Origin of the sequence: Pseudoalteromonas sp. A601 (genome assembly GCF_002165575.1) — a bacterium.
Taxonomy (GTDB): Bacteria; Pseudomonadota; Gammaproteobacteria; order Enterobacterales; family Alteromonadaceae; genus Pseudoalteromonas.
The window spans coordinates 87,391-109,596 of sequence record NZ_MXQF01000005.1 but is presented as its reverse complement, the minus strand read 5'-3'; the positions used below and the strand labels follow the sequence as shown (position 1 = coordinate 109,596).

17 protein-coding genes and 1 pseudogene are annotated in these 22,206 nt (G+C 40.0%); 6 read left to right on the top strand and 12 right to left on the bottom strand.

Annotated elements, in window-relative coordinates:
• Positions 1-221: 221 nt before the first annotated feature.
• The 3 genes from B5G52_RS22505 to cadR form a co-directional block, all read right to left on the bottom strand.
• Positions 222-464, bottom strand: coding sequence for a MerC family mercury resistance protein (locus tag B5G52_RS22505; RefSeq protein ID WP_327077832.1), 243 nt, complete (start codon positions 462-464; stop codon positions 222-224).
• A gap of 102 nt (positions 465-566) precedes the next feature.
• Entirely contained in the window at positions 567-935 is a 369-nt protein-coding gene (locus tag B5G52_RS05550; RefSeq protein WP_028834999.1) for a MerR family transcriptional regulator, read from the bottom strand.
• Between the two features lie 51 nt (positions 936-986).
• The gene (gene cadR, locus B5G52_RS05545) at positions 987-1,376 is read right to left on the bottom strand and encodes a Cd(II)/Pb(II)-responsive transcriptional regulator (protein WP_002962247.1); all 390 of its coding nucleotides are present in this window, start codon (positions 1,374-1,376) and stop codon (positions 987-989) included.
• A 78-nt stretch (positions 1,377-1,454) separates the two neighbouring features.
• Here cadR and B5G52_RS05540 point away from each other — a divergent pair.
• Together B5G52_RS05540 and B5G52_RS05535 are read left to right on the top strand one after the other, a co-directional pair.
• A pseudogene (locus B5G52_RS05540) lies at positions 1,455-2,185 on the top strand (transglutaminase family protein).
• Positions 2,172-3,059: a cation diffusion facilitator family transporter gene (locus B5G52_RS05535; protein ID WP_002962252.1), complete on the top strand. Its 888-nt coding sequence runs from the start codon at positions 2,172-2,174 to the stop codon at positions 3,057-3,059. The pseudogene B5G52_RS05540 and the gene B5G52_RS05535 overlap by 14 nt, the downstream one beginning before the upstream one ends.
• 84 nt (positions 3,060-3,143) lie before the next feature.
• Here B5G52_RS05535 and B5G52_RS05530 read toward each other — a convergent pair whose 3' ends face one another.
• From B5G52_RS05530 to B5G52_RS05510, 4 genes are all read right to left on the bottom strand, one after another.
• Positions 3,144-6,272, bottom strand: a complete 3,129-nt coding sequence (locus tag B5G52_RS05530) for an efflux RND transporter permease subunit (RefSeq protein ID WP_002962253.1) — start codon at positions 6,270-6,272, stop codon at positions 3,144-3,146.
• 10 nt (positions 6,273-6,282) lie between these two features.
• The gene (locus B5G52_RS05525) at positions 6,283-7,179 is read right to left on the bottom strand and encodes an efflux RND transporter periplasmic adaptor subunit (protein WP_002962254.1); all 897 of its coding nucleotides are present in this window, start codon (positions 7,177-7,179) and stop codon (positions 6,283-6,285) included.
• A 70-nt stretch (positions 7,180-7,249) separates the two neighbouring features.
• A complete protein-coding gene (locus B5G52_RS05520; RefSeq protein WP_002962255.1) occupies positions 7,250-8,542 on the bottom strand; it encodes a TolC family protein in 1,293 nt (430 codons plus the stop codon).
• Between the two features lie 455 nt (positions 8,543-8,997).
• A complete protein-coding gene (locus B5G52_RS05510) occupies positions 8,998-9,897 on the bottom strand; it encodes a cation transporter (protein WP_002962256.1) in 900 nt (299 codons plus the stop codon).
• Between the two features lie 165 nt (positions 9,898-10,062).
• Between B5G52_RS05510 and B5G52_RS05505 the strand changes: the two genes are divergently transcribed.
• From B5G52_RS05505 to B5G52_RS05490, 4 genes are all read left to right on the top strand, one after another.
• Positions 10,063-10,413: a hypothetical protein gene (locus B5G52_RS05505; protein ID WP_010557528.1), complete on the top strand. Its 351-nt coding sequence runs from the start codon at positions 10,063-10,065 to the stop codon at positions 10,411-10,413.
• Between the two features lie 81 nt (positions 10,414-10,494).
• A complete protein-coding gene (locus B5G52_RS05500; protein WP_010388430.1) occupies positions 10,495-11,712 on the top strand; it encodes a TolC family protein in 1,218 nt (405 codons plus the stop codon).
• Positions 11,713-11,776: 64 nt separating this feature from the next.
• Positions 11,777-13,033: an efflux RND transporter periplasmic adaptor subunit gene (locus B5G52_RS05495; RefSeq protein ID WP_010388432.1), complete on the top strand. Its 1,257-nt coding sequence runs from the start codon at positions 11,777-11,779 to the stop codon at positions 13,031-13,033.
• A gap of 11 nt (positions 13,034-13,044) precedes the next feature.
• The gene (locus B5G52_RS05490; RefSeq protein WP_004588883.1) at positions 13,045-16,245 is read left to right on the top strand and encodes an efflux RND transporter permease subunit; all 3,201 of its coding nucleotides are present in this window, start codon (positions 13,045-13,047) and stop codon (positions 16,243-16,245) included.
• A 461-nt stretch (positions 16,246-16,706) separates the two neighbouring features.
• Here B5G52_RS05490 and nth read toward each other — a convergent pair whose 3' ends face one another.
• From nth to rsxC, 5 genes are read right to left on the bottom strand one after another with little or no spacing between them, the layout of a single operon-like run.
• Positions 16,707-17,369, bottom strand: coding sequence for an endonuclease III (gene nth, locus B5G52_RS05485; protein ID WP_087531699.1), 663 nt, complete (start codon positions 17,367-17,369; stop codon positions 16,707-16,709).
• Positions 17,370-17,405: 36 nt separating this feature from the next.
• Entirely contained in the window at positions 17,406-18,104 is a 699-nt protein-coding gene (locus tag B5G52_RS05480) for an electron transport complex subunit E (protein WP_087531698.1), read from the bottom strand.
• Positions 18,101-18,736 carry an electron transport complex subunit RsxG gene (gene rsxG, locus B5G52_RS05475; protein ID WP_087531697.1) on the bottom strand — a complete coding sequence of 212 codons (636 nt, stop codon included), beginning with the start codon at positions 18,734-18,736 and terminating at the stop codon, positions 18,101-18,103. The genes B5G52_RS05480 and rsxG overlap by 4 nt, the downstream gene beginning before the upstream one ends.
• Complete coding sequence (rsxD, locus tag B5G52_RS05470) at positions 18,733-19,791, bottom strand: electron transport complex subunit RsxD (RefSeq protein ID WP_087531696.1); 1,059 nt, start codon at positions 19,789-19,791, stop codon at positions 18,733-18,735. The genes rsxG and rsxD overlap by 4 nt, the downstream gene beginning before the upstream one ends.
• Entirely contained in the window at positions 19,788-22,199 is a 2,412-nt protein-coding gene (gene rsxC / locus B5G52_RS05465; protein WP_087531695.1) for an electron transport complex subunit RsxC, read from the bottom strand. The genes rsxD and rsxC overlap by 4 nt, the downstream gene beginning before the upstream one ends.
• Between the last annotated feature and the right edge of the window lie 7 nt (positions 22,200-22,206).

Below are 22,206 nucleotides of genomic sequence, written 5' to 3'. Positions count from 1 at the left end.
CGTTACCATTGAGTTTATGTATTACTCCCACCATCATCTAACGTCCGCTTATGGCACTGAGCCGAACTTCGGCAAAGAGCGAAAAGCAGACATTGACCGTTAATCGTTTCAACGACGGCAATTAGCCATACGTTGCATGTTTGCTCCCTTACTGGTTTTACGATATCCAAAACCGACATAACGACCATTAAGCAAATACCAAAGTAAAATAGGTATGTGCTTCAATCATATAGCCAAAGAGGATAAAGCGTTAATAGCACTGCTACAGGCCCTAGAATGCTGAAGACAGCTCTGGTATGGTTTTTATTTTTGTGCCAGTTGTATAAGTTTACCAATAGTTCCAAAGATGCAAAAATAGGTAAAAGCGTATTTACAGCTATTCCTTCGAAGTGAGAGAAGAAGCCTAGTCCTAATGCCGATGCAAGTGACCTTAATGCAGGGAAGCAGGCCGTGCCGCTAGCCAAACGCCACTAGAGCCTACTCTGTCTAATATTTTATTTATCATTTGAAAGTCTATTGGTTGATATTACCATCATTCTAAACTCCGTATATAAGTACGGAGTCAATCATTTTAATGAATCAATTATGGGGCAATGTGTTGGATCTTCGTTTTGCATACAGGTATTTGTCATATCCACAATTACTTTCTCTAAACGTTGAAGGTCATTAATTTTGTCTCGAATGATTGCTAACTTTTGTCGGCTTAATAGCTCAACTTGAGTGCAGTTGCTGTCCATAGACATTAGCGATTTTATTTCTCTTAACGTAAAGCCGAGCGCTTTGGCTTTTGTGATAAACCTAAGTTGTCCTGCTATTGTTTCGTCATATTGTCTATAACCAGATATTGGTTTTTCAGGTTGTGTAATCAGCCCTTCTCGTTCATAAAAACGAATGGTTTCTACATTTAAATTTAATGATTGTGCTAATTTGCCAATGGTTTACATTATTGCCTTTGTGAATACTACTAACCTAAAGTTATATTTAGTTTAGCTATCCAATGATTTGATGATGCCGCACGCTTCAATTGTATTGTCTGAACCACAAGCACTTGCCATCTGTTGTAATTCAGCTTTAAGCGCCCTTAATTCTTTCATACGTTTATTCACTAGTGCAAGTTGCTGATCAATTAATGCATTAACGCTAGAGCAGCTTTCTTCTGGCTTATTTTTTAATTCGATAAGACGTTTAATATCATTGAGTGATATATCTAGGCTGCGACAATGCTTTACGAATTCCAATTGTTTAAGTGCTTTACTATCATACAGCCTGAAATTACCTTCTGAACGGTTTGGATTTAACAGTAATCCTTCTCTTTCATAATATCTAATCGTTTGTATTGAACAGCCCGATTTTTTTGACAATTCGCCTATTTTCATCAATTTCCCCCAGACATTTGACTCTATAGTTACTATAGGATCTATAGTATAGGTATGCAACGAAAGGGATATATAAAAATGACTGAGAAATATTTAAACAATACGAATATCGTTAATTTTGAACACAAAGATATCCAATCCCTGATCGATCAACGAGGGTGGAAAAATTTGGATAATTTCAACAAAATTGGTGCCGCTTATCAGTTTGTAAAAGATGAAATAATGTTTGGCTATAACAAGAGTGATGATATTTCAGCAAGCGATGTGCTAGCAGATGGTTATGGACAATGTAATACTAAGGGTAATCTGTTAATGGCACTATTGCGTGGACTAGGTATCCAGTGTCGTTTCCAAGGTTTTACCATTGATCAGCAACTATAAAAAGGTGCTATCCTAAGCTTGTATTTTGGTTAGCACCTAAATACATCATTCATAGTTGGGTAGAAGTTTACTTTGAAGGGCGTTGGATAAACTTAGAGGGCTTTATATTGGATGAGCAATACTTAAGCTCACTACAGCAGAAATTTAGCCAAGCAAAAGATGAGTTTTGTGGTTATGGTGTTGCAACAAAGTGCTTATCTTCACCCGGTACGGATTGGCGTGGAGAGGATACCTATATTCAAAAAGAAGGTATTCATGACGACTTTGGGCTTTATGATTCACCAGATAAGTTCTATCTCGAAAAAGGTACTAATCTATCAGGTGTAAAACGTTGGTTGTATCAACGAGTGATCCGACATTTGATTAATATGAATGTATCAAAAATAAGAAATAAAAAAGTACTGGAGGTACAAAATGCACAACCATAGTCACAGTCATCAGCATGGTAAAGACGACCGGATTGGTTGGGCATTTTTCCTTAATGTGATATTTACCATTATCGAATTTATAGGTGGTTGGCTCACAAACAGTACGGCGATAATGGCGGATGCCGTTCACGATCTTGGTGATAGTCTTTCAATAGGTTTTGCGTGGATTTTAAGTCGTTTTTCAGATAAAGAAGCATCAGACAAATTCAGCTATGGTTATCGCCGACTTACACTTTTTGGTGCATTGGTAAATAGTATTGTTTTGATTATCGGCTCTATTTGGGTTTTATTTGAAGCAATACCTAAGCTGTCCAATCCTGAAATGCCTGTAGTTGAGGGGATGTTAGGGCTAGCCATACTCGGTGTTGCCGTAAATGGTTATGCGGTATTCAAATTAAAAGCGGGTGAAACACTAAATGAAAAAGTGCTGACATGGCACCTACTTGAAGATGTACTCGGTTGGGTTGCCGTTCTTATAGTCTCTATTGTATTGTTGTTCGTTGAACTGCCGATATTAGATCCTCTATTATCAATAGGGTTTACGCTGTTTATCTTATTTAACGTTTTCAAAAATCTTAAATCAACATTGGTGCTTTTTCTTCAAGCTGCACCCGATAAAGAGACCCAAGAGCGTATTAAGCAGTCATTAATTGAATTTCCTGAAGTAAATGGTATACACCATATGCATTTTTGGTCACTGGATGGTGAAAGTCACGTTTTAACAGCGCACCTTGAGCTGAGTGACAACTTTGACGTTAAAGAATTAATTAAGCTTAAACAAGAGGTTGCAGCTAAATTATCTTCCTATCATTTATCGCATACGACGATAGAGTTTGAGTTTTTAAATGAAAATTGTAGGGATGAAGCAGAGTAAGTTTTATCAATAAAATTTTGGAGCATACAATATAAAAAGCAGCTTAATTAGGCATAACTTAGTAATTAAGCTGCTTTTTTGCTTTTAGATTTCGTCGGATTGCTGTTTGTTACTCTCAGCGCCATGCGCCCATTGATATAAAATAGGCAATACAAACAAAGTTAAAATGGTAGAAGATACAATACCGCCGATAACAACTGTTGCTAGTGGTCGTTGTACTTCTGCACCAATTCCAGTGTTTAACGCCATTGGAATAAAACCTAAACTTGCGACCAGTGCCGTCATTAAAATAGGTCTTAAACGAATGATGGCACCTTCAATGATCGCTACGTATAGGTCGCCTTTTTCATGCCAAAGATCTCGAATAAAAGCCAACATAACCAAGCCATTTAATACTGCGACACCTGACAATGCAATGAAGCCGACACCTGCCGAAATTGATAAGGGCATGTCTCTTAAATAAAGTGAAAATACGCCCCCTGTTAATGCTAAAGGCACGCCACTGAAAATGATTAATGCATCTTTTAATGAACCAAATGCTATAATCAAAATACCTAGGATAACAACCAATGTTATCGGTACAACTAGGCTTAATCGCTTACTTGCTGATTCTAGTTGTTCAAACGTTCCACCATAATCAAGCCAGTATCCTGCTGGAATTTCTCCTTCCTGATTAATTTTAGCTTTAACTTCTTTTACAAAACCGCCTAAATCTCTACCACGAACATTGACGGTAACCACAACTCTTCTTTTTCCGTTCTCTCGGCTAATCTGCGCGGGTAAAGACTCTGATTTAAGCTCTGCAACTTCTTCAATTGGCACATAGTTACCATTCTCAAGTGGAAGCGGCAGATGCTTCAAGCTATCGATATCCGTTCTTATTTGCTCTGGTAGGCGAACAACTAACTCAAACCGTCTGTCACCTTCATAAATGATCCCCGCAGATTCACCGCCAATCGCAGTGGCAACCCAGTCTTGCAATTCGGTAACGTTCAATCCATACCTACCAAGCGCTTCTCGTTTAGGAATTACTGATAAAGATGGAACACCTGTGACCTGTTCTATTCGAGCATCAGCGGCACCATCCACGGTTTTCACAATATTTAGAATATCTTTTGCGGTAAGTAATAACCGATCCAAATCATCACCAAATATTTTGATGCCGACATCAGCTCTAACGCCAGAAATCAATTCATTGAAACGCATTTGAATAGGCTGAGTGAATTCATAGTTGTTGCCTGGAATGTTTTTCAGTACTTTTTCCATTTCTTCAACTAATTCACTTTTTGGTTTTGAAGGTTCGGCCCATTCTTTACGTGGTTTTAAAATAACAAAGATATCAGCAATACTCGGTGGCATTGGGTCGGTTGCTACTTCTGGTGTGCCAATGCGCGAGAATACTTTATCAACTTCAGGAAACGCTTTAATACGTTGCTCAAGTACTTCTTGCATTTCTACTGATTGCTCTAGGCCAGTCGATGGAATTCTTAATGCCTGTAGTGCAATATCACCTTCATTTAATTGAGGAACAAATTCTGTCCCAAGCGTAGTTGCTAACCAAAGGCTATACCCCATTAACAGCGTTGAGAATGAAACAATAATCCAACGAAATTTCATCGCCATTTTTAACAATGGTTCATAAATAGACTTGGTTGAACGAATAACTACACTTTCTTTTTCGCTGATTTTACCTTTCATAAACACAGCTACAGCAGCAGGAACCAGTGTAACTGAAAGGATCATTGCGGAAATTAACGCCATAACGACAGTTGCCGCCATAGGGTGGAACATTTTCCCTTCAACGCCAGTTAGCGTGAAAATGGGGATGTAAACAACAGTGATAATTGCCACACCAAACAAGCTTGGACGTATCACTTCTGAAGTGGCTTCAAAAACGGTATTTAGGCGTTCTCTTAAGTCTTGCCTATGACCGTTGTGTTGGGCCTGTGCTAACCTACGGACAGAGTTTTCAACGATGATTACAGCCCCGTCCACTATCAAGCCAAAGTCCAATGCGCCGAGACTCATTAAATTGGCAGATACTCCTGCTTGCACCATACCTGTGATTGTCATTAACATGGAAATAGGGATAACAGCAGCGGTAATGAGAGCTGCACGTAAATTTCCAAGTAGAATAAATAACACAACAATAACTAAAAGCGCACCTTCAACGAGGTTTTTGGTAACGGTTGCAATCGCTTTATCTACTAACGTTGTTCTGTCGTAAACAGGCTCTGCGGTAATGCCCTTTGGCAGAGATTTTTGTATTTCGCTGAGCTTATGTTCCACTTCTAAAGCAACGGTGCGAGAATTCTCACCAATCAGCATCATGGTTGTACCAAGCACTGTCTCAATGCCATTACGAGTAGCAGCCCCTGTTCTAAGTTCTTTGCCTATAGCAACATTGGCAACATCACTTATTTTTACAGGAATACCATCGTTCTTTTTGATGATGACATTGAGGATTTCATCCATTGTCGCAAGTTGCCCGATGGAGCGCACTAACACTTGTTGTCCGTTTTGCTCAATATAACCCGCGCCACGGTTATCATTATTTTTACGTAATGCATCAGAAACGTCTTCAAAGCTTACCTGATGAAAAAGTAATTTTTCGGGTTTCGGCGTTATATGATACTGCTTGTTATAGCCGCCGATGCTGTTGACCTCAATGACGCCTTTAACTTGAGCCAATTGCGGTTTAATGATCCAGTCTTGTATTTCTCTTAAGGCAATAGCGGTATAAGGCTCTCCATTAGGCATTTTAGCGTCAGGAGAAGCTTGTACGGTATACATAAATATTTCACCAAGCCCTGTGGAAATAGGACCCATCTCTGGCTCTAAGCCAGAGGGAATAACGCCTTTTATCGCAGCTAATCTTGCATTGATTAAGTTGCGTGCGAAATAAATATCGGTTCCCTCTTCAAAGATAACGGTCACCTGGGATAAACCATATCTTGAAAGAGAGCGGGTGTGAGACAGCTTTGGTAGTCCAGCTAATGCGTTTTCTACTGGAAAAGTTACCCTTTGCTCCGCTTCTAAAGGTGAATAACCGGGGGCAGAGGTATTTATTTGTACCTGTACGTTTGTTATATCTGGAACAGCATCAATGGGAAGTTTTTGATAACTCCACATACCAACGCCGATGATTACCATCAGCAAGCTTAATACTAAATAGCGCCTATTTATTGCAAGACGCAAAATTGATTCAATCATATTGCGTCTCCTAATCGTCGTCTTCTACTTCAGATTTCAAGATATCTGCTTTAATCAGATAACTGTTTTTGTTTACATATTCAGCGTCTTTACTGAGGCCATCAATGACCTCGATATAGTTTTTGTCTGAACGACCAAGGACAAGTGGTGCAAACTCGTACTCTTCATTTTCTTTTACAAAGACACCTAATTGTCCACCTAGCTCTTGTATGGCAACTTTCTCGACCGCTAAATCCACCTCAAATTGGTTTATCTTTACGTTGCCTTTTAATAATTGACCTGACGTTAGCTTTAACTCAGTGTTGTTTAATCGTACCCGTGCTAAAACATAAGGCTGATCTTTAGCTGGAATAATATTAGTGATGACTGAACTGAATGCGTGTTCACCTTGCTCAATATCAACATGCTGACCGACTTTGATTTGATTATATTGGCTGGTAAACACCTTAAATTCAGCCCACAAGGTGTCAAATTTGACGATTTCAAACAAGCTAGTGTTTTGCGTGATACCGCCAATATTTCCATTTCGCTGTAAAACAGTCCCAGAAACAGGCGATGTTATTTTATAAGTATTTAAGCTCTCATTAGATTCAATAACGGCTAATAGATCGCCTTTTTTTACCGTATCACCAACAGTGAAGTTTATTGTCTTTATAACGCCGTTATATCTAGCGCTAACTTGAAATAATTGTTCAGCGCCTATCGTCGTAGAGCCGTATACAGGGATAGTTTGGTTCAACGTTTTTGAAGCTAAATAGGCTGTTTCAACACCAACCTTTTTTGCCATGTTATTGTCGATTTTGCTTATGCCTTCTTCGCCTTCATGTTCATCTTCACTAGCGAAAACACTTTGAATGGGTGATAGATACCCAATAAAAATCAATAGTGCGAGTAAATAGTTTTTCATTTTGAATTCCTAAACGATTCAGTTAATCACTGAATCAATAAATTGTTATTAAACTTAAAGTGATGTTTATTTAGAGTGACAGCGCTTCGTTTGTTAGTTTTTCTATCTCTGCGCCATAAATTAGGGCAGCAGATGCCGCGTCAATAAGGGTTCGCCGAGCATTTAACAGCTCTTGTCTAGCCGATACATAATCAAGATATCCATATCGACCTTTTTGATAGGCGTCTTGAGTATCTTCCAGTGCATCTTCAAGCATTGGGATAACCGACTGCTTTAATGAATTAGCTGTTAATATGGCTTGTTTTCTATTGGAGTATGCTCGTAGTAAGTGATTTCTAAATCTTAACTTAGTCGCCTCTTTCTCTATGGCAACTTGGTCACGCTCTGCTAGCGCACTAGCGATTGCGCCAGAATTTCGCTTTTCAGCAAACAAAGGTAAGCTAAAGCCAGCGACCAGTGCCGTATCATTGGCTTCTTGAGAGCGCCTAACACCAACAGACCATTTGATATTGGCCGTTGACTCTGTTTTAGCCAACTGTAACTCGGCCTCTTTTAGTCGCTGCTCACTTGCATAAACTTGAATAGCAGGGTTTTTCTCTAATTTCGCAAAGAGACTACTAAAATCACTATCATTGCCAAACTGAAACAGATCTCCAGTTACTCTAGAGAATGACACTGATGTTTCTCCCCAGTAAGCTGATAAAGAAAGCTTTAGATATTCCAAGCGCTTTTGTTCAGATTGAAGGGTGAGGTTAGCCTGAGCAATAACTGCTTTTGAGCGTTTCACTTCAGCCTCAGGAGTAGCACCTGCGCGGTTACGCTGAGATACAATCTCTAAGGTTTCTTGTGCTAAGCTCAAAGCATTTTCTGCCAATATAACTCTTTGTTGGGCTGCAAGTACTTCCACGTACTTCTCAGTGACTTGAGCCATTAAATTAAGCGCAGAGACTTCTTTTTCAGCAGTGAGTAGTGTTCTTGATTTTGAAACAATTCCAATCCGCGCTGAGCGTTTATCTCCCATTTCGATAACCGAAGATAGAGCGACTGTTAATTCAGCACTGTCGAATGTATTAAATTCACCTGAGCCTGCAAAGTTCTCAGCTTCAAGCTCTAGTTCATAAGCAGGATTTAAACTTGCGATTTGTTCTCGTCCAATTAATGCCGTTTGCTTGAAATCAAATATTTTAAGTTCTGGATTTTGTTTAAGCGTCCACTGAATTGCCTCTTGAAGGTTTAACTGCTTCTCAAAGGCATAAACATTAAATGTAAAAAGTGACAAAGCGAGAAACGCGATATATTTAAGCCGAGGTGTTACACACCTTAAAATTGCTATCTTGCGATGCACACAGGTATTAAGTGCCATGTATACTTTCCTATAAATTTATATGTGATATTTAGGTCATTAACATTTGACCTTTCTTAATTTTCTATAAAATTTAGGCGTATTTAGGTGGGCGGAATGGCACCGAGATATAGCCTTTTAGCTCAGGGGAAACTAAGGCGTAGGTAGGGAAATATTCTATTGCTTGTAAAATATTACAAGAAGAATCTGTATTTAAAAATAACTGACAGCAGCAACAAAAATTACAATTATCAATTAAAGTTTGGCTATTACCCTCCTCAAATAAATTAGAGCTTTCAGGAGCTTTTAGCGGGGTAATAGACTCAGTTAGTGATATATTAAAAGAACTTTCAATTAAGTTTCCTTCAATCTCTTCTTGCGAAAAAAACACAGACTGCACCGCGATTAAAATCATTATCACGTATGATATATATGGTTTAAAATATGACGGGTGCATTCTTTTAACTACTTTCTACTTAAGACTTTAGCTGTAAGATGCGGCGAGCACCGTTTAAAACGACAACAGCAATAATCAAACCAATCACTAAATCTGGATAACGGCTGCTAGTTACTGTAACTAATAAGCCAGCTAAGATTACACCTACGTTTGCGATTACGTCATTTGCGGAAAAAATCCAACTCGCTTTCATATGAGCGCCGTCTTCTTTGTTGCCAAATATTAAAAACAGACAAGCAATGTTAGCGATTAGTGCTATTCCACCAAATATCATCATTAAAGAAGAGATAGGTTCACTACCGTAAATAAAGCGTCTTACGACTTCACTCAAAGCACCTAGCGCTAGAATAATTTGAAGTACACCAGATATATGTGCCGCTCTAAGTTTCATGCTTATGCTTTTACCGACAGCATATATAGCTAAACCATAAACAGCAGCATCAGCAAACATATCTAATGAGTCGGCAATAAGGCCAGCAGATTGCGCAATAATCCCAGCAATTACTTCTATAAAAAACATGACTCCATTAATGGCTAACAACCATTTTAGCGTTGATGCTTCTTTCATCTCATTTTTTTGGGCTAGATCTTTTGCTTTTGCAGCTTCGGTGCTGCAACTTTCTTTAGTTGATGCCAACTCTGCACCGAGATTGAGTTGTTGTAATTTTTTTGTTATCTCATCTAAATTTTCATCATGAAAAACCTTGACTAAACGGCTAGGAATATCAAATTGCAACCCAACTGAAGGCTCAATTGAGTCAAGTGCTAACCTAATCAATCTCTCTTCTGAAGGACAGTCCATTTGAGGTACTTTAAATGTACTGACAAACGCGCCACTATAGTTATCTAATTGTGTATCAATTTTTACATCTTCATTGGTAGAAGATGATTGACACTGACCACTACATTTTTCTGACATATTTAACACTCCGTAATAATATTAAAATAAGTATAAAATCTATAGTGGCTATAGAGTCAAATAAAAAATTATTTAATGTAAAAGCGTGGAAACTGAATTGAAAAGCTAGTTTAAGAAAATAGTTTCTGCTAGTATTTTAAATACTATATTTAACTGGTGATAACTTTGAACCTTAATGTTGTACTAAAAATGCTCTTGGTTATTTCGATTGTTTTACAATCGTTAACTGCTGTAGCATCCTCAACATCTGAGAATCACCAAATAGATATAGAGCACCTTCAAACTCAACATGATCATGCAGATGATCGAAATGTCTCAAATGATAATGTAGGTGATGAGCAGCATAATGAAAAAGATTGTCATCACTGCGGTCATTGCAGTGGCAGCCACTTATCTTGGATTTTAGTCAGTAATTCAAATACCACGGGCAAACTAAACATTATCAATAAAACGCCTTATCAAATTGATCAAACAAATACTTACCTTGAAGCGATACTTCGCCCACCCATTTCTTAATTAGATTGATTTTTAATGACCTATTTGTCCATGAGAAGGATAAAGGGTTCGTGTTTATAAATTAAAAAATTAAGAAGTTTTATGTATATATTTTTAAAAAATACAGGTTTAACCCTGTCTTTATGCATGGCTGTGAGTTTTTCAGTTGCCACTTATGGCAAACAGAAAAGTATTTCATGGCTAGATAGTCAAATAAATAAAGATCCCGAAGTTGTTGCGGCTAAAGAGTTACTTAATGCAAGTAATCATAGAGCCAAAAGCTTAACTCAAGCCGTATATAACCCAGAGCTTGAAGCAAGCTATGAAAAAGAAGGTGATTTTGATAATTACTCTATTGGTATCAGTCAAACGATAGATTTTTGGGATAAGCAATCAACAAATAAAACCATTGGTGAAATTGATGTTTATGCAAACCAGCAACAATTGTTATCTCTACTCGATTCTAAAAAGGCTAATGCCTTAACTGCATTAGTTAATTGGCAAGCAGCAAAAAAAGCTGCTCAGTTACTTTCAGAAAGAGAAGAGCAATTGCAAACGCTCGTTGGAATTGTTGAAGACAAACGAAAAGCTGGACTTCTAGAGCCACTTGACGCTGAGCTAGTCTATTTAAACTTGTCGCAAATTTTTAGTGAAATATCTGAGTCTCAAATTGCTTTGAAAAATGCAGAGGTAAAGGTTCAGGAGTTATTGCCTGATTGGACGCCTAATACTACCAATTTGTTTTCATTTACTTTTGGAGCAACAAGCTACTCATTTAACTCCCAGTGGGTTGAGGAACATCCAAAAGTTAAACTTGCTAGAGCGAAATGGAAGGGACAACAATCTAAAGCTCAACTAACCACTATGGAATCTAAAGCTAATCCAACCATTGGCGTTAGCGCAGGGAAAAGTGGAGATGAAGACTTGGTTGGTGTGACTTTTTCAATGCCTTTAAACATCAGAAATAACTATACAGATAATGTTAAAGCCGCTTATTCAGAAGCCATTGCAGCCGAGGCGAATTTTCAGTCGGTATATCGAAAGCAGTCTTTTGAAGCAAAAGCTAATTATGAATCGCTTAATGTCAGTAGAAAATATTATGAGCAATGGCAAAAACTGACAAAAGGCAGATTAGATAGCAGCGAAAACTTATTAAATAAGCGCTGGCAAGCTGGTGATATTAATACTTCTGACTACTTACTTGCATTAAATCAACGTGCGGAAGGGCTTCATGCAGGAATACGTTTGGAAAATCAATTCAAGCTTGCAGAAATATCCTTCATTTTAAGTATGGGTCAGTTATCCAAATTTGAGATTTGAGCGCTTTGTTTTTTCAGTAGCGAAAAACGAAATCTTAAATTTATTAAAAATATAGGTTACAAAAATGAATACAGTAATTAGTAAAAAATTTTTAGCCGTAGTAATTAGCAGCCTGTTAGTTGGGTTTACTACAAATCATGATGCTTTTGCACAGTCGTCAGATGGAACTGGTTCTGTCACAAACGTTTCGAAACAAGAAGAAAAAGAACATCAAGATGAGCATGAACACGAAAAGGGACATGAAGAAGATAAAGGTGACCATGACGAGCACGGCCATGAAGGTGGTAATAAAGAGGGAGAAGAAGAACATGAAGAAGGTATCACTATTGATCCAAAGAAGATGTCGCTTGCTAAAATTAAAGTGGAAAGTGTTAAGCCTGAATATCAATTTAGCTCCGTATATGCACCTGGCGAAATAAAAGCTAATGGCTATAAAAGTTATGTGGTATCACCACGTACAGAGTCAGTCATTATCAGTCGCCATGCAGCGCTTGGCGAGTATGTAGAAATAGGTCAGAAGTTAGTTACATTATTTAGTGAAGCAATGGCACAAGCACAAGCTGACTATTTAATCGCTTCAACCGAATGGCAACGTGTAAAAAAGCTGGGTAATAAGACGGTGAGTGAAAGTCGATTATTACAAGCTGAAACAACATACAATGCGAGCTATGGCAAGCTCATTGCTTTAGGGTTAACTGAAAAAGCAATAAATGGTATTTCTAACAAAGACATTAAAGCATTTGGGCAATATGCATTAACGGCGCACCGTGAAGGTGTCGTGCTTCAAGACGACTTTATCCAAGGGCAACGTGTTGATGCTGGGGATTCAGTCATGTTGTTAGCTGATGAAAAACAACTATGGGTTGAAGCAAAAGTTTCTCCAAATAAAAAGCTAAATTTATCAATTGATTCTCCTGCGGTACTTAAATTAGAAGGCCAGAGTTACAATGCCAAAGTTATCCAAGAAGCCCATACAATTGATCCCGTAACTCGTACAAGAATTATTAGATTGGGGGTACAGAATGCTGATGATAACCTTCATTCAGGTATGTTTGTAAAAGTTTACTTTCAGTTTGCCACAAAGCAGAAAGTGATGGCTGTGCCAGAAGAAGCATTGATCCGCAGCGCAGATGGTGATTGGACCGTATTTGTCGAAGACCACCCTGGAGAATTTAAAGCTGTAGAAGTAGAACTAGGCCGAGCCTTAGGTGATTTTAGGGAAATCATTGGCCTTGATAGTGGGACGCGAATTGTAACCAAAGGCGCATTTTTTGTTGCTTCTGAAATCGCTAAAGGCGGATTTGATCCGCATAACCACTAAGGAGCAAGACTATGTTTAATAAAATAATAGATTGGTCTGTTAATAATAGACTCCTGATTTTGATTGCGCTGTTTGCCACAATTGTCGGCGCAATTATGGTTATACCAAAACTAAATTTAGATGCCTTTCCTGATGTTACTAATGTTCAAGTTGCTGTAAATACTGAAGCGCCAGGACTAGCTGCTGAAGAAGTTGAACAACTCATTACGTACCCCATTGAAGCGGTCATGTATGCCTTACCTGATGTAGAACAAGTGCGCTCAATTTCTAAAACAGGCTTGTCTGGCGTCACGGTTGTTTTCAAAGAAGGCACCGACATTTACTTTGCAAGACAACTTGTATTTGAGCGTCTTCAAGCCGCAAAAGAACTGATACCAGAAGGTGTCGGCACACCCGAAATGGGGCCAAACACCTCAGGGCTAGGCCAAGTATTTCAGTACCTTCTTATTTCAGATAAAGATGCAGGCTATGATGCTATGGCACTCAGGAGTCTCAATGATTGGGTAGTAAAATTACTCGTTATGCCTGTCGATGGTGTTACTGATGTACTCTCCTTTGGAGGTATTGTTAGGCAGTACCAAGTAAATGTAGATCCATCTAAGCTTCTTTCTTATAACCTAACGCAAGAAGACGTTGTTGGTGCCCTAGATAACAACAATGCCAATGTTGGCGGATGGTATATGAACCGTGGGCAAGAGCAGCTTGTTATTAGAGGTGCAGGTTGGTTTGAAAGTGGTGACGCTGGTATTAGTAATATCAAACAAGTTCCCGTCAAAACAGTTGATGGGACAGTTGTGACGGTTTCGGATATTGCTAAAGTTGAAATGGGCAGTGAAATTCGTCAAGGTGCTGTCACAATGACGCGCAAAACCGAAGACGGTAAAGTCGAAAATTTAGGTGAAGTTGTCTCTGGCATTGTCTTAAAACGCATGGGGTCTAATACTAAAGCCACCATTGATGGTATCAATGCAAGAATCCCATTAATTAATCAAGCATTGCCTAAAGGTGTTCGCTTTGAACCATTTTATGATCAGGCTGATTTGATTGAAAAAGCCGTTGATACAGTAGTTGATGCACTATTACTAGCATTTATTTTCATCTGTATTGTATTAGCACTATTTTTAATGAATATACGTGCAACCTTCCTTGTCCTAATATCTATTCCAATTTCAATTGGTATCGCGTTAATGATCATGGCTTGGTGGGGCATTTCTGCAAACCTTATGTCATTGGGTGGCATTGCCGTAGCCATTGGTATGCTAGTTGATGGTTCAGTCGTGATGGTTGAAAACATGTTTAAGCATTTAAATAGACCAGACTCTACCCATTTAAAAACTGTAAAAGAAAGAGTGCCTAGTGCTGATACTGATCCACATGATGTAGAACAAGATGAGCATGGTATTAAGTTACGTCTTCAAAATGCGGGTAAAGAAGTGGCTCGTCCCGTATTTTTTGCAGCTTCTATTATTTTAGTCGTATTTACGCCTTTATTTAGCTTTGAAGGTGTTGAGGCAAAGTTATTTCAACCTATGGCAATAAGCATCATTTTAGCTGTTATATCTGCTATTGTGGTTGCGTTGTTTGTTGTACCCGCTTTAGCTACTTATTTATTTAAGTCAGGTGTAAAAGAGAGGGAAAGCTTTGTTCTTAGGCCATTAGACAAACTCTACAGAAAAGGGCTTACATTCGCACTAAAACGCACCAAATTAGTCATTTCAGCCGCACTTATATTAGTTTTCTCTGCCTTTGCATTAGTTCCATTAATTGGTACTGAATTTGTACCTGAGTTAGAAGAAGGGACGATAAACTTAAGAGCAACGCTTGCACCTTCTTCCAGTTTAGATACCGCGCTCACTGTGGCACCAATTCTAGAAGAAAAACTAATGGCTTTCCCTGAAGTAACCTATGCATTAAGCCGAATTGGTCGAGCAGAAATAGGTGGAGACCCAGAGCCTGTGAATAACATCGAAATTTACATAGGGTTGAAGCCTGTTTCTGAGTGGACCAGTGCATCTAATCGATATGAACTTCAAGGAAAAATGGAGAGATCTTTAGAAGAATTCCCTGGGTTGCTACTCAACTTTTCTCAACCTATTGCGACTCGTGTCGATGAGCTACTATCTGGTGTTAAGGCTCAGTTGGCGATAAAGTTGTTTGGGCCTGAACTTGAGGTACTGGCGGCTAAAGGTCAAGAAATAGAAACAGCAATTAAAAACATTGAAGGTGCAAGGGATGTTGCATTGGAGCAAATTGCTGGTGAAGCGCAATTGGTGATAAGTCCTAACAGGCAAGAACTATCGCGCTTTGGATTGTCTGTGAGTGACATAATGGAGGTTGTGCGTGATGGTATTGGTGGTGTTGAAGCCGGACAAATAATCAATGGTAATGAACGTTATGATATTTACGTTCGCATAGAGGAAGAGTACCGAAGTAACAAAGAAGCTATTGCTGATATTCGGCTTCAATCACCTACTGGTGCTTGGGTGCGACTGGGTGACGTAGCCTCAGTCTCATTTGAGTCAGGCCCACCACAAGTTAGACGCGATGATGTACAACGAAGAGTCGTTATCCAAGCAAATGTACAAAATCGAGATATGGGAAGCGTGGTTGCCGATATCAGAACGGTAATTGCTGAAAAGGTTGACTTACCTTCAGGTTATTCTGTTTCGATTGGCGGCCAGTTCGAAAGTCAAAAACGTGCTCAAAATAGGTTAGCTATAGTTGTACCTTTATCGTTAGCACTAATCGCACTACTACTTTACTTTGCCTTTGGTTCTGTTGGTCAAGCTATGCTGATATTGGTCAACGTGCCGCTTGCTGTAATTGGCGGAGTTTTCTCCTTATATTTATCTGGACAATACTTGTCTGTACCAAGCTCCGTTGGCTTTATTACCTTATTTGGTGTAGCGGTATTGAATGGGGTCGTTATGGTAGAAAGTATCAACCAACGTATTAAAGACGGTCTAGAAGCATCTAAAGCCGTTTTTGAAGGCGCTACTTCAAGATTAAGACCTGTACTTATGACTGCTATAACATCAGCTTTAGGTTTGATACCGATGTTAATGTCTAATGGTGTTGGTGCAGAAATACAGCGCCCCTTAGCGAGTGTTATTGTTGGCGGCTTGGTAACTGCAACACTGTTAACATTATTTGTTTTACCTGTTTTATATCGCTGGTTTTCAGAGAAAAAAATAAAAGAGCTATCCAGATAAAATGACTGTGAACTCTAACCCCACGCTAAAGTCACGTTTAGCGTGGGGTTATTGAGTAGATGAACGAAAAGAAAGATTAGATTTAACAATAAACTAATAGTCATGACTGCTTTGTCGGAATATTTGTCGTTAAACAGGCCAAAGCTAACTTCCGCTTTCGTATCTTTGCAGTCTTAATCTTTATGTGTCTCAAGGTCGGCTTATGGCACAAACCGGAAATAGCTTCCAATTAACTCCGTATTTAAATTTTAGGTTTTAGCTGGGCTCTAATTAATAAATCATAATCTATTTGCAACACCTCGCTTAAATTCAAACTATTCTGAAGTTAACGCAAATTTTCAATTTAATTGGTGCTGGCCGAATAAAGGCTCATATGAGAATCAAATCGCCAGCTTCTTAAATAGAAACTAAAGATGTGACCGTTAAAAGGTTTATGCTAATTAAAAAATAACTACTCTTAACTATGACTCAGTTTTCTCTTTATAGTCACACAAATCCTCAATTATACAACTTCCACATTTTGGTTTTCTCGCTGTACACGTATAGCGCCCATGTAAAATAAACCAATGATGGAGGTTAAACATAAATTCTTTCTTATTTGGCGTATTTTTAATTATAGCCTGTTCAGTCTGCTCAACAGTCTTACCCTTAGCGTAACCAGTACGGTTTGCAAGACGTTGGATGTGAGTATCTACTGCTAAAAAGTATCTACCTTCATTATCTTTTAGCCAGCCGAATGCGGTGTTGAGTACTACATTGGCAGTTTTACGGCCAACGCCAGGGAGGGCTTCTAGGGCTTCACGGTTTTCAGGGACTTCGCTGTTGTGTTGATTGACGAGAATTTCACACATTTTATACACGTTAGCAGCTTTTGAATTAAATAAGCCGATGGTTTTAATGTAGTCTCGCAGTGTATCGTGGCCAATATCTAAAATAGCTTGTGGCGTATTAGCAACTGGAAACAGTTTTCGGGTGGCTTTGTTGACGCCTACGTCTGTGGCTTGCGCAGATAATGTGACCGCGACAAGTAATTCAAATGGGCTTGAGTATTCAAGCTCGGTTTCTGGATGTGGATTATCATCGCGTAGACGAGTTAAAATCTCGTAGCGTTTTTCTTTATTCATGCAACTTAAACGTACAGCTAAGCTATACGCTTCCCCTTAAGTTAAACTAGTTACTCGTGCCCTTGGGCCTTTTTCTGCTTCTGGCGGTGCTACTTGCTTTGCTTTTATTTGTGCATCTATCACATTTTTAGCTGCAATTAATAAACCTAACCCTAAAAAAGCACCTGGTGGTAATATGGCCAGTAAAAATTGATTGTCAAAGCTAAATATTTCGATGCGCAAAACAGCAGCCCATGGGCCAAGTAATAAATCGGCACCATCAAAAAGAGTGCCTTGCCCAATGACTTCTCGCATTGCTCCTAAAACTAACAATACCACCATAAAGCCTGCGCCCATCATGAGTCCGTCAAAGGCGGATAAATGCACTGGGTTTTTTGATGCAAACGCTTCTGCGCGACCAATAATGGCGCAGTTAGTAACAATAAGGGGTATGAAAATCCCCAAAGATTGATACAGGCCAAATGTATAGGCATTCATTAAAAGCTGAATAATTGTTACAAAGGCTGCGATGATCATCACAAAGACAGGAATCCGAATATCTTTTGGTACCCAGTTTCTTACAGCAGAAATAGTAACATTAGAACCGACTAGCACCATTAAAGTTGCCAGTCCCAGCCCCATTGCATTGGTGACAGTTGACGTGACAGCGAGTAATGGACATAAACCAAGTAACTGGACGAGGGCAGGGTTGTTTTTCCACATTCCTTCGTTAAAAAGTTCTTTTAATTGGCTCATGACTCACCTACTTTGCATGCGTTAGATGCATTAAATACAGCATCAAATTGAGTTTGAGAGAATAGCACAGCGTGTTTTACAGAGCCAACAACAGCGCGAGGTGTAATTGTGGCACCAGTGAACTGGTCAAAACTACCGCCATCTTTTTTTACCGCCCAGCGTTCGTCGTCTTCGCCCAAGACTGTTTTATCATTAAATACAGTGATCCAAGGTGATTTTTTAATTTCAATTTTGTCACCAAGGCCAGGAGTTTCCTCATGCTTAGTCACACGAACACCTGCAATATCACCATTAGCAAATACCGCGGTTAACAGCTCAATATCACCACTGTAGCCTTTAGGGGTGATATGTCGCATAACTAAGGCAACAGGCTCACCATTTTTTCGAGCTCGGTAAACAATCTGTGGTGTTTTAGCTAATAATGGCTCATTAATGAGGGCGCAATCATTATATAAAACATTATCGTAAAAACTAGGATCCAGCACTTCTTGTAATTGGGTTGATAGCTGCTTACGTTCTTGCTCAGCAATACTGTCAGCTGTTAATTCATGAATAATTGCAACAGCGCCTGTTGTAAGCAGCGCAAAAAGGGTCAATATCGCGCCATTTTTTGTCATTGAAGGTAGGATCATTTTTTCATCCCATGGCCGTATGTTCGAGGCTGTGTGTAATAGTCAATTAAAGGGACTGCCATATTTAAAAGCAACACTGAGAAAGCGACAGCATCAGGAAAACCGCCAAATGTACGGATCAGATAAATTAATAAGCCAATTAATGCACCGTATACTAAACGCCCACGATTCGTTGTAGCAGCTGAAACAGGGTCTGTGGCTATAAAAAATGCGCCGAGCATGGTTGCACCACTAAATAGGTGAAACACGACACCTGGCTCTGTGCCTGGGGCAACGAGATAGCCAATGCCACTACATATTGCAAGTGTTGCGATAAAACTAACTGGAATGTGCCAATTGATAACGTTAGTTTTAATTAAATATAATCCACCTAGCAAAAAGCCAAGGTTTACCCATCCCCAGCCTTTACCAAGCCATTGATTAAATAGTGGCGACTGCATGCTTTCAGTGATTGTTAAACCATGTGCGACATCAGTCTTAACCGTATCTAGGGGGGTGGCCATCGTCATACCATCAATGCCTACCCTAAGTTGATCAACGCTAAAACCAGCTGTTGTATAACCATTAAAAATAACACTCAGCTGCTGAGTAAAGCTTATTGGCTTTGCCAATAAATCGGCCGTAGGTAGCCAAGCAGTCATCTGTACTGGAAATGAGATAAGCAGTAAAACATAGGCAGCCATGGCTGGATTAAATAAGTTAAACCCTAAGCCACCATACAGCTGTTTCACAATAATGATGGCAAATAAACAACCAATGACAATAATCCACCAAGGGGCAAGTGGCGGAATGCTTAAAGCGAGTAATACTGCGGTTAACCAAGCACTGCCGTCACTCAACGCTGTCAGTGCTGGGCGTTTACGTATCCGCATGATAGCCGCTTCTGCAACACTGACGGTGAGCAGTGCTAGGATCAGTTGTATTAAAACACCTGTGCCAAAAAACACCAGCTGGGCAATTAAACCCGGAATACAGGCTAAAATCACAGTCAGCATCAGTTTATTAAGTGATTTATGGCTATGATTGTGGGGCGAGCTTGCCATGGTTAACTTCATGACTTATCACTTCCTTCTTGTTGGCGTTTTTTTGCTTTAGCGCGGGCGATAGCGGCTGCAACAGCAGCTTTCTTTTTATCATCTGCGGTTTGCGATGAAGGTTCTTGCACCTGACTTGACTCGTCATCGGTTATTACTTCAACCGATTGTGGTGTCTCAGTCTCTTTGGCCGCTTTTTTCGCTTTGGCGCGAGCGATAGCTGCAGCGACGGCCGCTTTCTTTTTATCGTCTGCGGTTTGCGGAGCAGGCTCTTGTGCTTGGCTTGATTCGTCGTCGGTTGTTACTTCATCCGATTGTGCAGTCTCAGTCTCTTTGGCTGATTTTTTAGCTTTAGCGCGGGCGATAGCGGCTGCAACGGCAGCTTTCTTTTTATCATCTGCGGTTTGCGGTGAAGGTTCTTGCACTTGACTTGATTCGTCGTCGGTTGTTAGTTCATCCGATTGTGCCGTATCAGTCTGTTTGGCTGCTTTTTTCGCTTTCGCACGGGCGATAGCGGCTGCGACAGCCGCTTTTTTGTCATCAACAGGCGCATCAGCGGTTTCGCTATTATCAGCTTGCGCAGCTTTTTTAGCTTTAGCGCGGGCAATAGCGGCTGCGACAGCCGCTTTTTTGTCATCAACAGGCGCATCAGCGGTATCGCTATTATTAGCTTGCGCGGCTTTTTTAGCTTTAGCACGTGCAATTGCCGCAGCAACGGCTGATTTCTTATCACCTGTTTCTTGCGTTGTTGAGTTTTTCTCAGCTTCTTTTTGCGCTTTGTAGGCCCGTGCTTGTTCTTTACGTGCAGCGCGCTCTTGCGCTACTTCGCTATTATCTGGCTCTAATTCACCTGTTTGCTTTTTAGCTTTAGCACGGGCAATGGCAGCAGCGACGGCTGATTTACTGTCTGCTTTATCGTCTGATTTTTTAACTCGTGCTAGCGCATCTGCGACTTTTTGCTTTTCATCAGCCGATTTCGCTGCAGGCTTGCGTTTATGGCGATTTTGCCTTGCTTCTTGTTCACGTTCTAAGCGCTCTTTTCTCAGTTCAAATCGCTCTTTTGCCCGTTCAGCTTTAACTTGTTCTGCTTGTTGCTCTTTTATCTCGACTTTAGCGACACGGTAGTATTGAACTAAAGGAATTTCGCTTGGGCATACATACGCACATGCCCCACATTCAATACAGTCAAATAAGTTATATTCTTTGAGTTTGTCGTATTCTTTTGACTTAGCGAACCATTGTAACTGTTGAGGTAATAAAGAAGCAGGGCATGCATCAGCGCAGGCACTACAGCGAATACATGCTTGCTCTGGGCCTGGCTCTGCTAGCTCATTATGATCAGGTGCTAAAATACAGTTTGTAGTTTTAACTACACCAATGCGCACTGTAGGAAGAGTAAAGCCCATCATAGGCCCACCCATTAATACACGTTGCTGAGGAACAGGCGAAAAACCTTGGCAATCTAATAAGTGCTTTATCTCAGTGCCTAATAGAGCCCAAACATTTCCTGCATTGTGAATTGTATTACCAGTGACAGTGATCACACGCTCTATAAGTGGCTTGCCTTGTGTCACCGCTTGTTCAATGGCGAACAAGGTCCCCACATTTTGCACCAGTACACCAATATCGGCAGGTATTCCACCACTGGGAACTTCTTTGTCAGTTAATAATTGAATTAACTGCTTTTCACCCCCTGACGGGTATACGGTTGGCACGGTTTGCACGATAATTTTAGCATTGTGCTGAGCCGCATGCTTCATCGATGCAATGGCTTCAGGCTTATTATCTTCGATGCCAATGATTGTTAATGTAGGAGATAGTAACTGTTGCATCAGTTCTATCCCCTTTACGATTTGATCTGCGTGTTCGCGCATGAGAACATCATCGGCGGTGATGTAAGGCTCGCACTCAACGGCATTAACAATAAAAAATTCAATCGGCTTGCGACTATCAGCTTTTATATATGTAGGAAAACCAGCTCCCCCCATGCCAGCAATACCGCTGTTATGGATAATATCAATTAACTCTTGATGAGTAAGGTTACTGGGATCGGCAATAGGGTTAAGCTCACACCATGTATCTTGGCCGTCAGGTGTAATGATAATGCTTAACTCTGGCAATGCTGATGGGTGTGCTGATGGCATCTGGCAAATGTCAGCGATAACACCAGATGTAGGTGCATGCACCGGCACTGACCAATTAGCAACAGGCTTAGTGAGTGCTTGGCCTTTTAAAACCGACTGACCTTTTTCGACGATGAGCTGACCGTTTGCACCGATATGCTGTTTAAGTGGCACAATAAGCTTATCAGGCAACGGAAGGCGCGATATAGCCTGAGTATTCGACAGTGCTTTTTGCCCCGGTGGGTGAATTCCGCCTGGAAACGGCCACACTTTACCTTGTTTTATTTGCTGAATTAACTTTTCCATGTGTGAC

What these genes read in the sequence shown, in the direction of transcription:
- B5G52_RS05520 (WP_002962255.1), bottom strand. Translation starts at nt 8,542, where the DNA reads ATGGCACTTAATACCTGTGTGCATCGCAAGATAGCAATTTTAAGGTGT.
- B5G52_RS05480 (WP_087531698.1), bottom strand. Translation starts at nt 18,104, where the DNA reads ATGAGCCAATTAAAAGAACTTTTTAACGAAGGAATGTGGAAAAACAAC.
- B5G52_RS05495 (WP_010388432.1), top strand. Translation starts at nt 11,777, where the DNA reads ATGAATACAGTAATTAGTAAAAAATTTTTAGCCGTAGTAATTAGCAGC.
- nth (WP_087531699.1), bottom strand. Translation starts at nt 17,369, where the DNA reads ATGAATAAAGAAAAACGCTACGAGATTTTAACTCGTCTACGCGATGAT.
- rsxG (WP_087531697.1), bottom strand. Translation starts at nt 18,736, where the DNA reads ATGATCCTACCTTCAATGACAAAAAATGGCGCGATATTGACCCTTTTT.
- B5G52_RS05535 (WP_002962252.1), top strand. Translation starts at nt 2,172, where the DNA reads ATGCACAACCATAGTCACAGTCATCAGCATGGTAAAGACGACCGGATT.
- cadR (WP_002962247.1), bottom strand. Translation starts at nt 1,376, where the DNA reads ATGAAAATAGGCGAATTGTCAAAAAAATCGGGCTGTTCAATACAAACG.
- B5G52_RS05510 (WP_002962256.1), bottom strand. Translation starts at nt 9,897, where the DNA reads ATGTCAGAAAAATGTAGTGGTCAGTGTCAATCATCTTCTACCAATGAA.
- B5G52_RS05530 (WP_002962253.1), bottom strand. Translation starts at nt 6,272, where the DNA reads ATGATTGAATCAATTTTGCGTCTTGCAATAAATAGGCGCTATTTAGTA.
- B5G52_RS05500 (WP_010388430.1), top strand. Translation starts at nt 10,495, where the DNA reads ATGTATATATTTTTAAAAAATACAGGTTTAACCCTGTCTTTATGCATG.
- B5G52_RS05525 (WP_002962254.1), bottom strand. Translation starts at nt 7,179, where the DNA reads ATGAAAAACTATTTACTCGCACTATTGATTTTTATTGGGTATCTATCA.
- B5G52_RS05490 (WP_004588883.1), top strand. Translation starts at nt 13,045, where the DNA reads ATGTTTAATAAAATAATAGATTGGTCTGTTAATAATAGACTCCTGATT.
- rsxC (WP_087531695.1), bottom strand. Translation starts at nt 22,199, where the DNA reads ATGGAAAAGTTAATTCAGCAAATAAAACAAGGTAAAGTGTGGCCGTTT.
- rsxD (WP_087531696.1), bottom strand. Translation starts at nt 19,791, where the DNA reads ATGAAGTTAACCATGGCAAGCTCGCCCCACAATCATAGCCATAAATCA.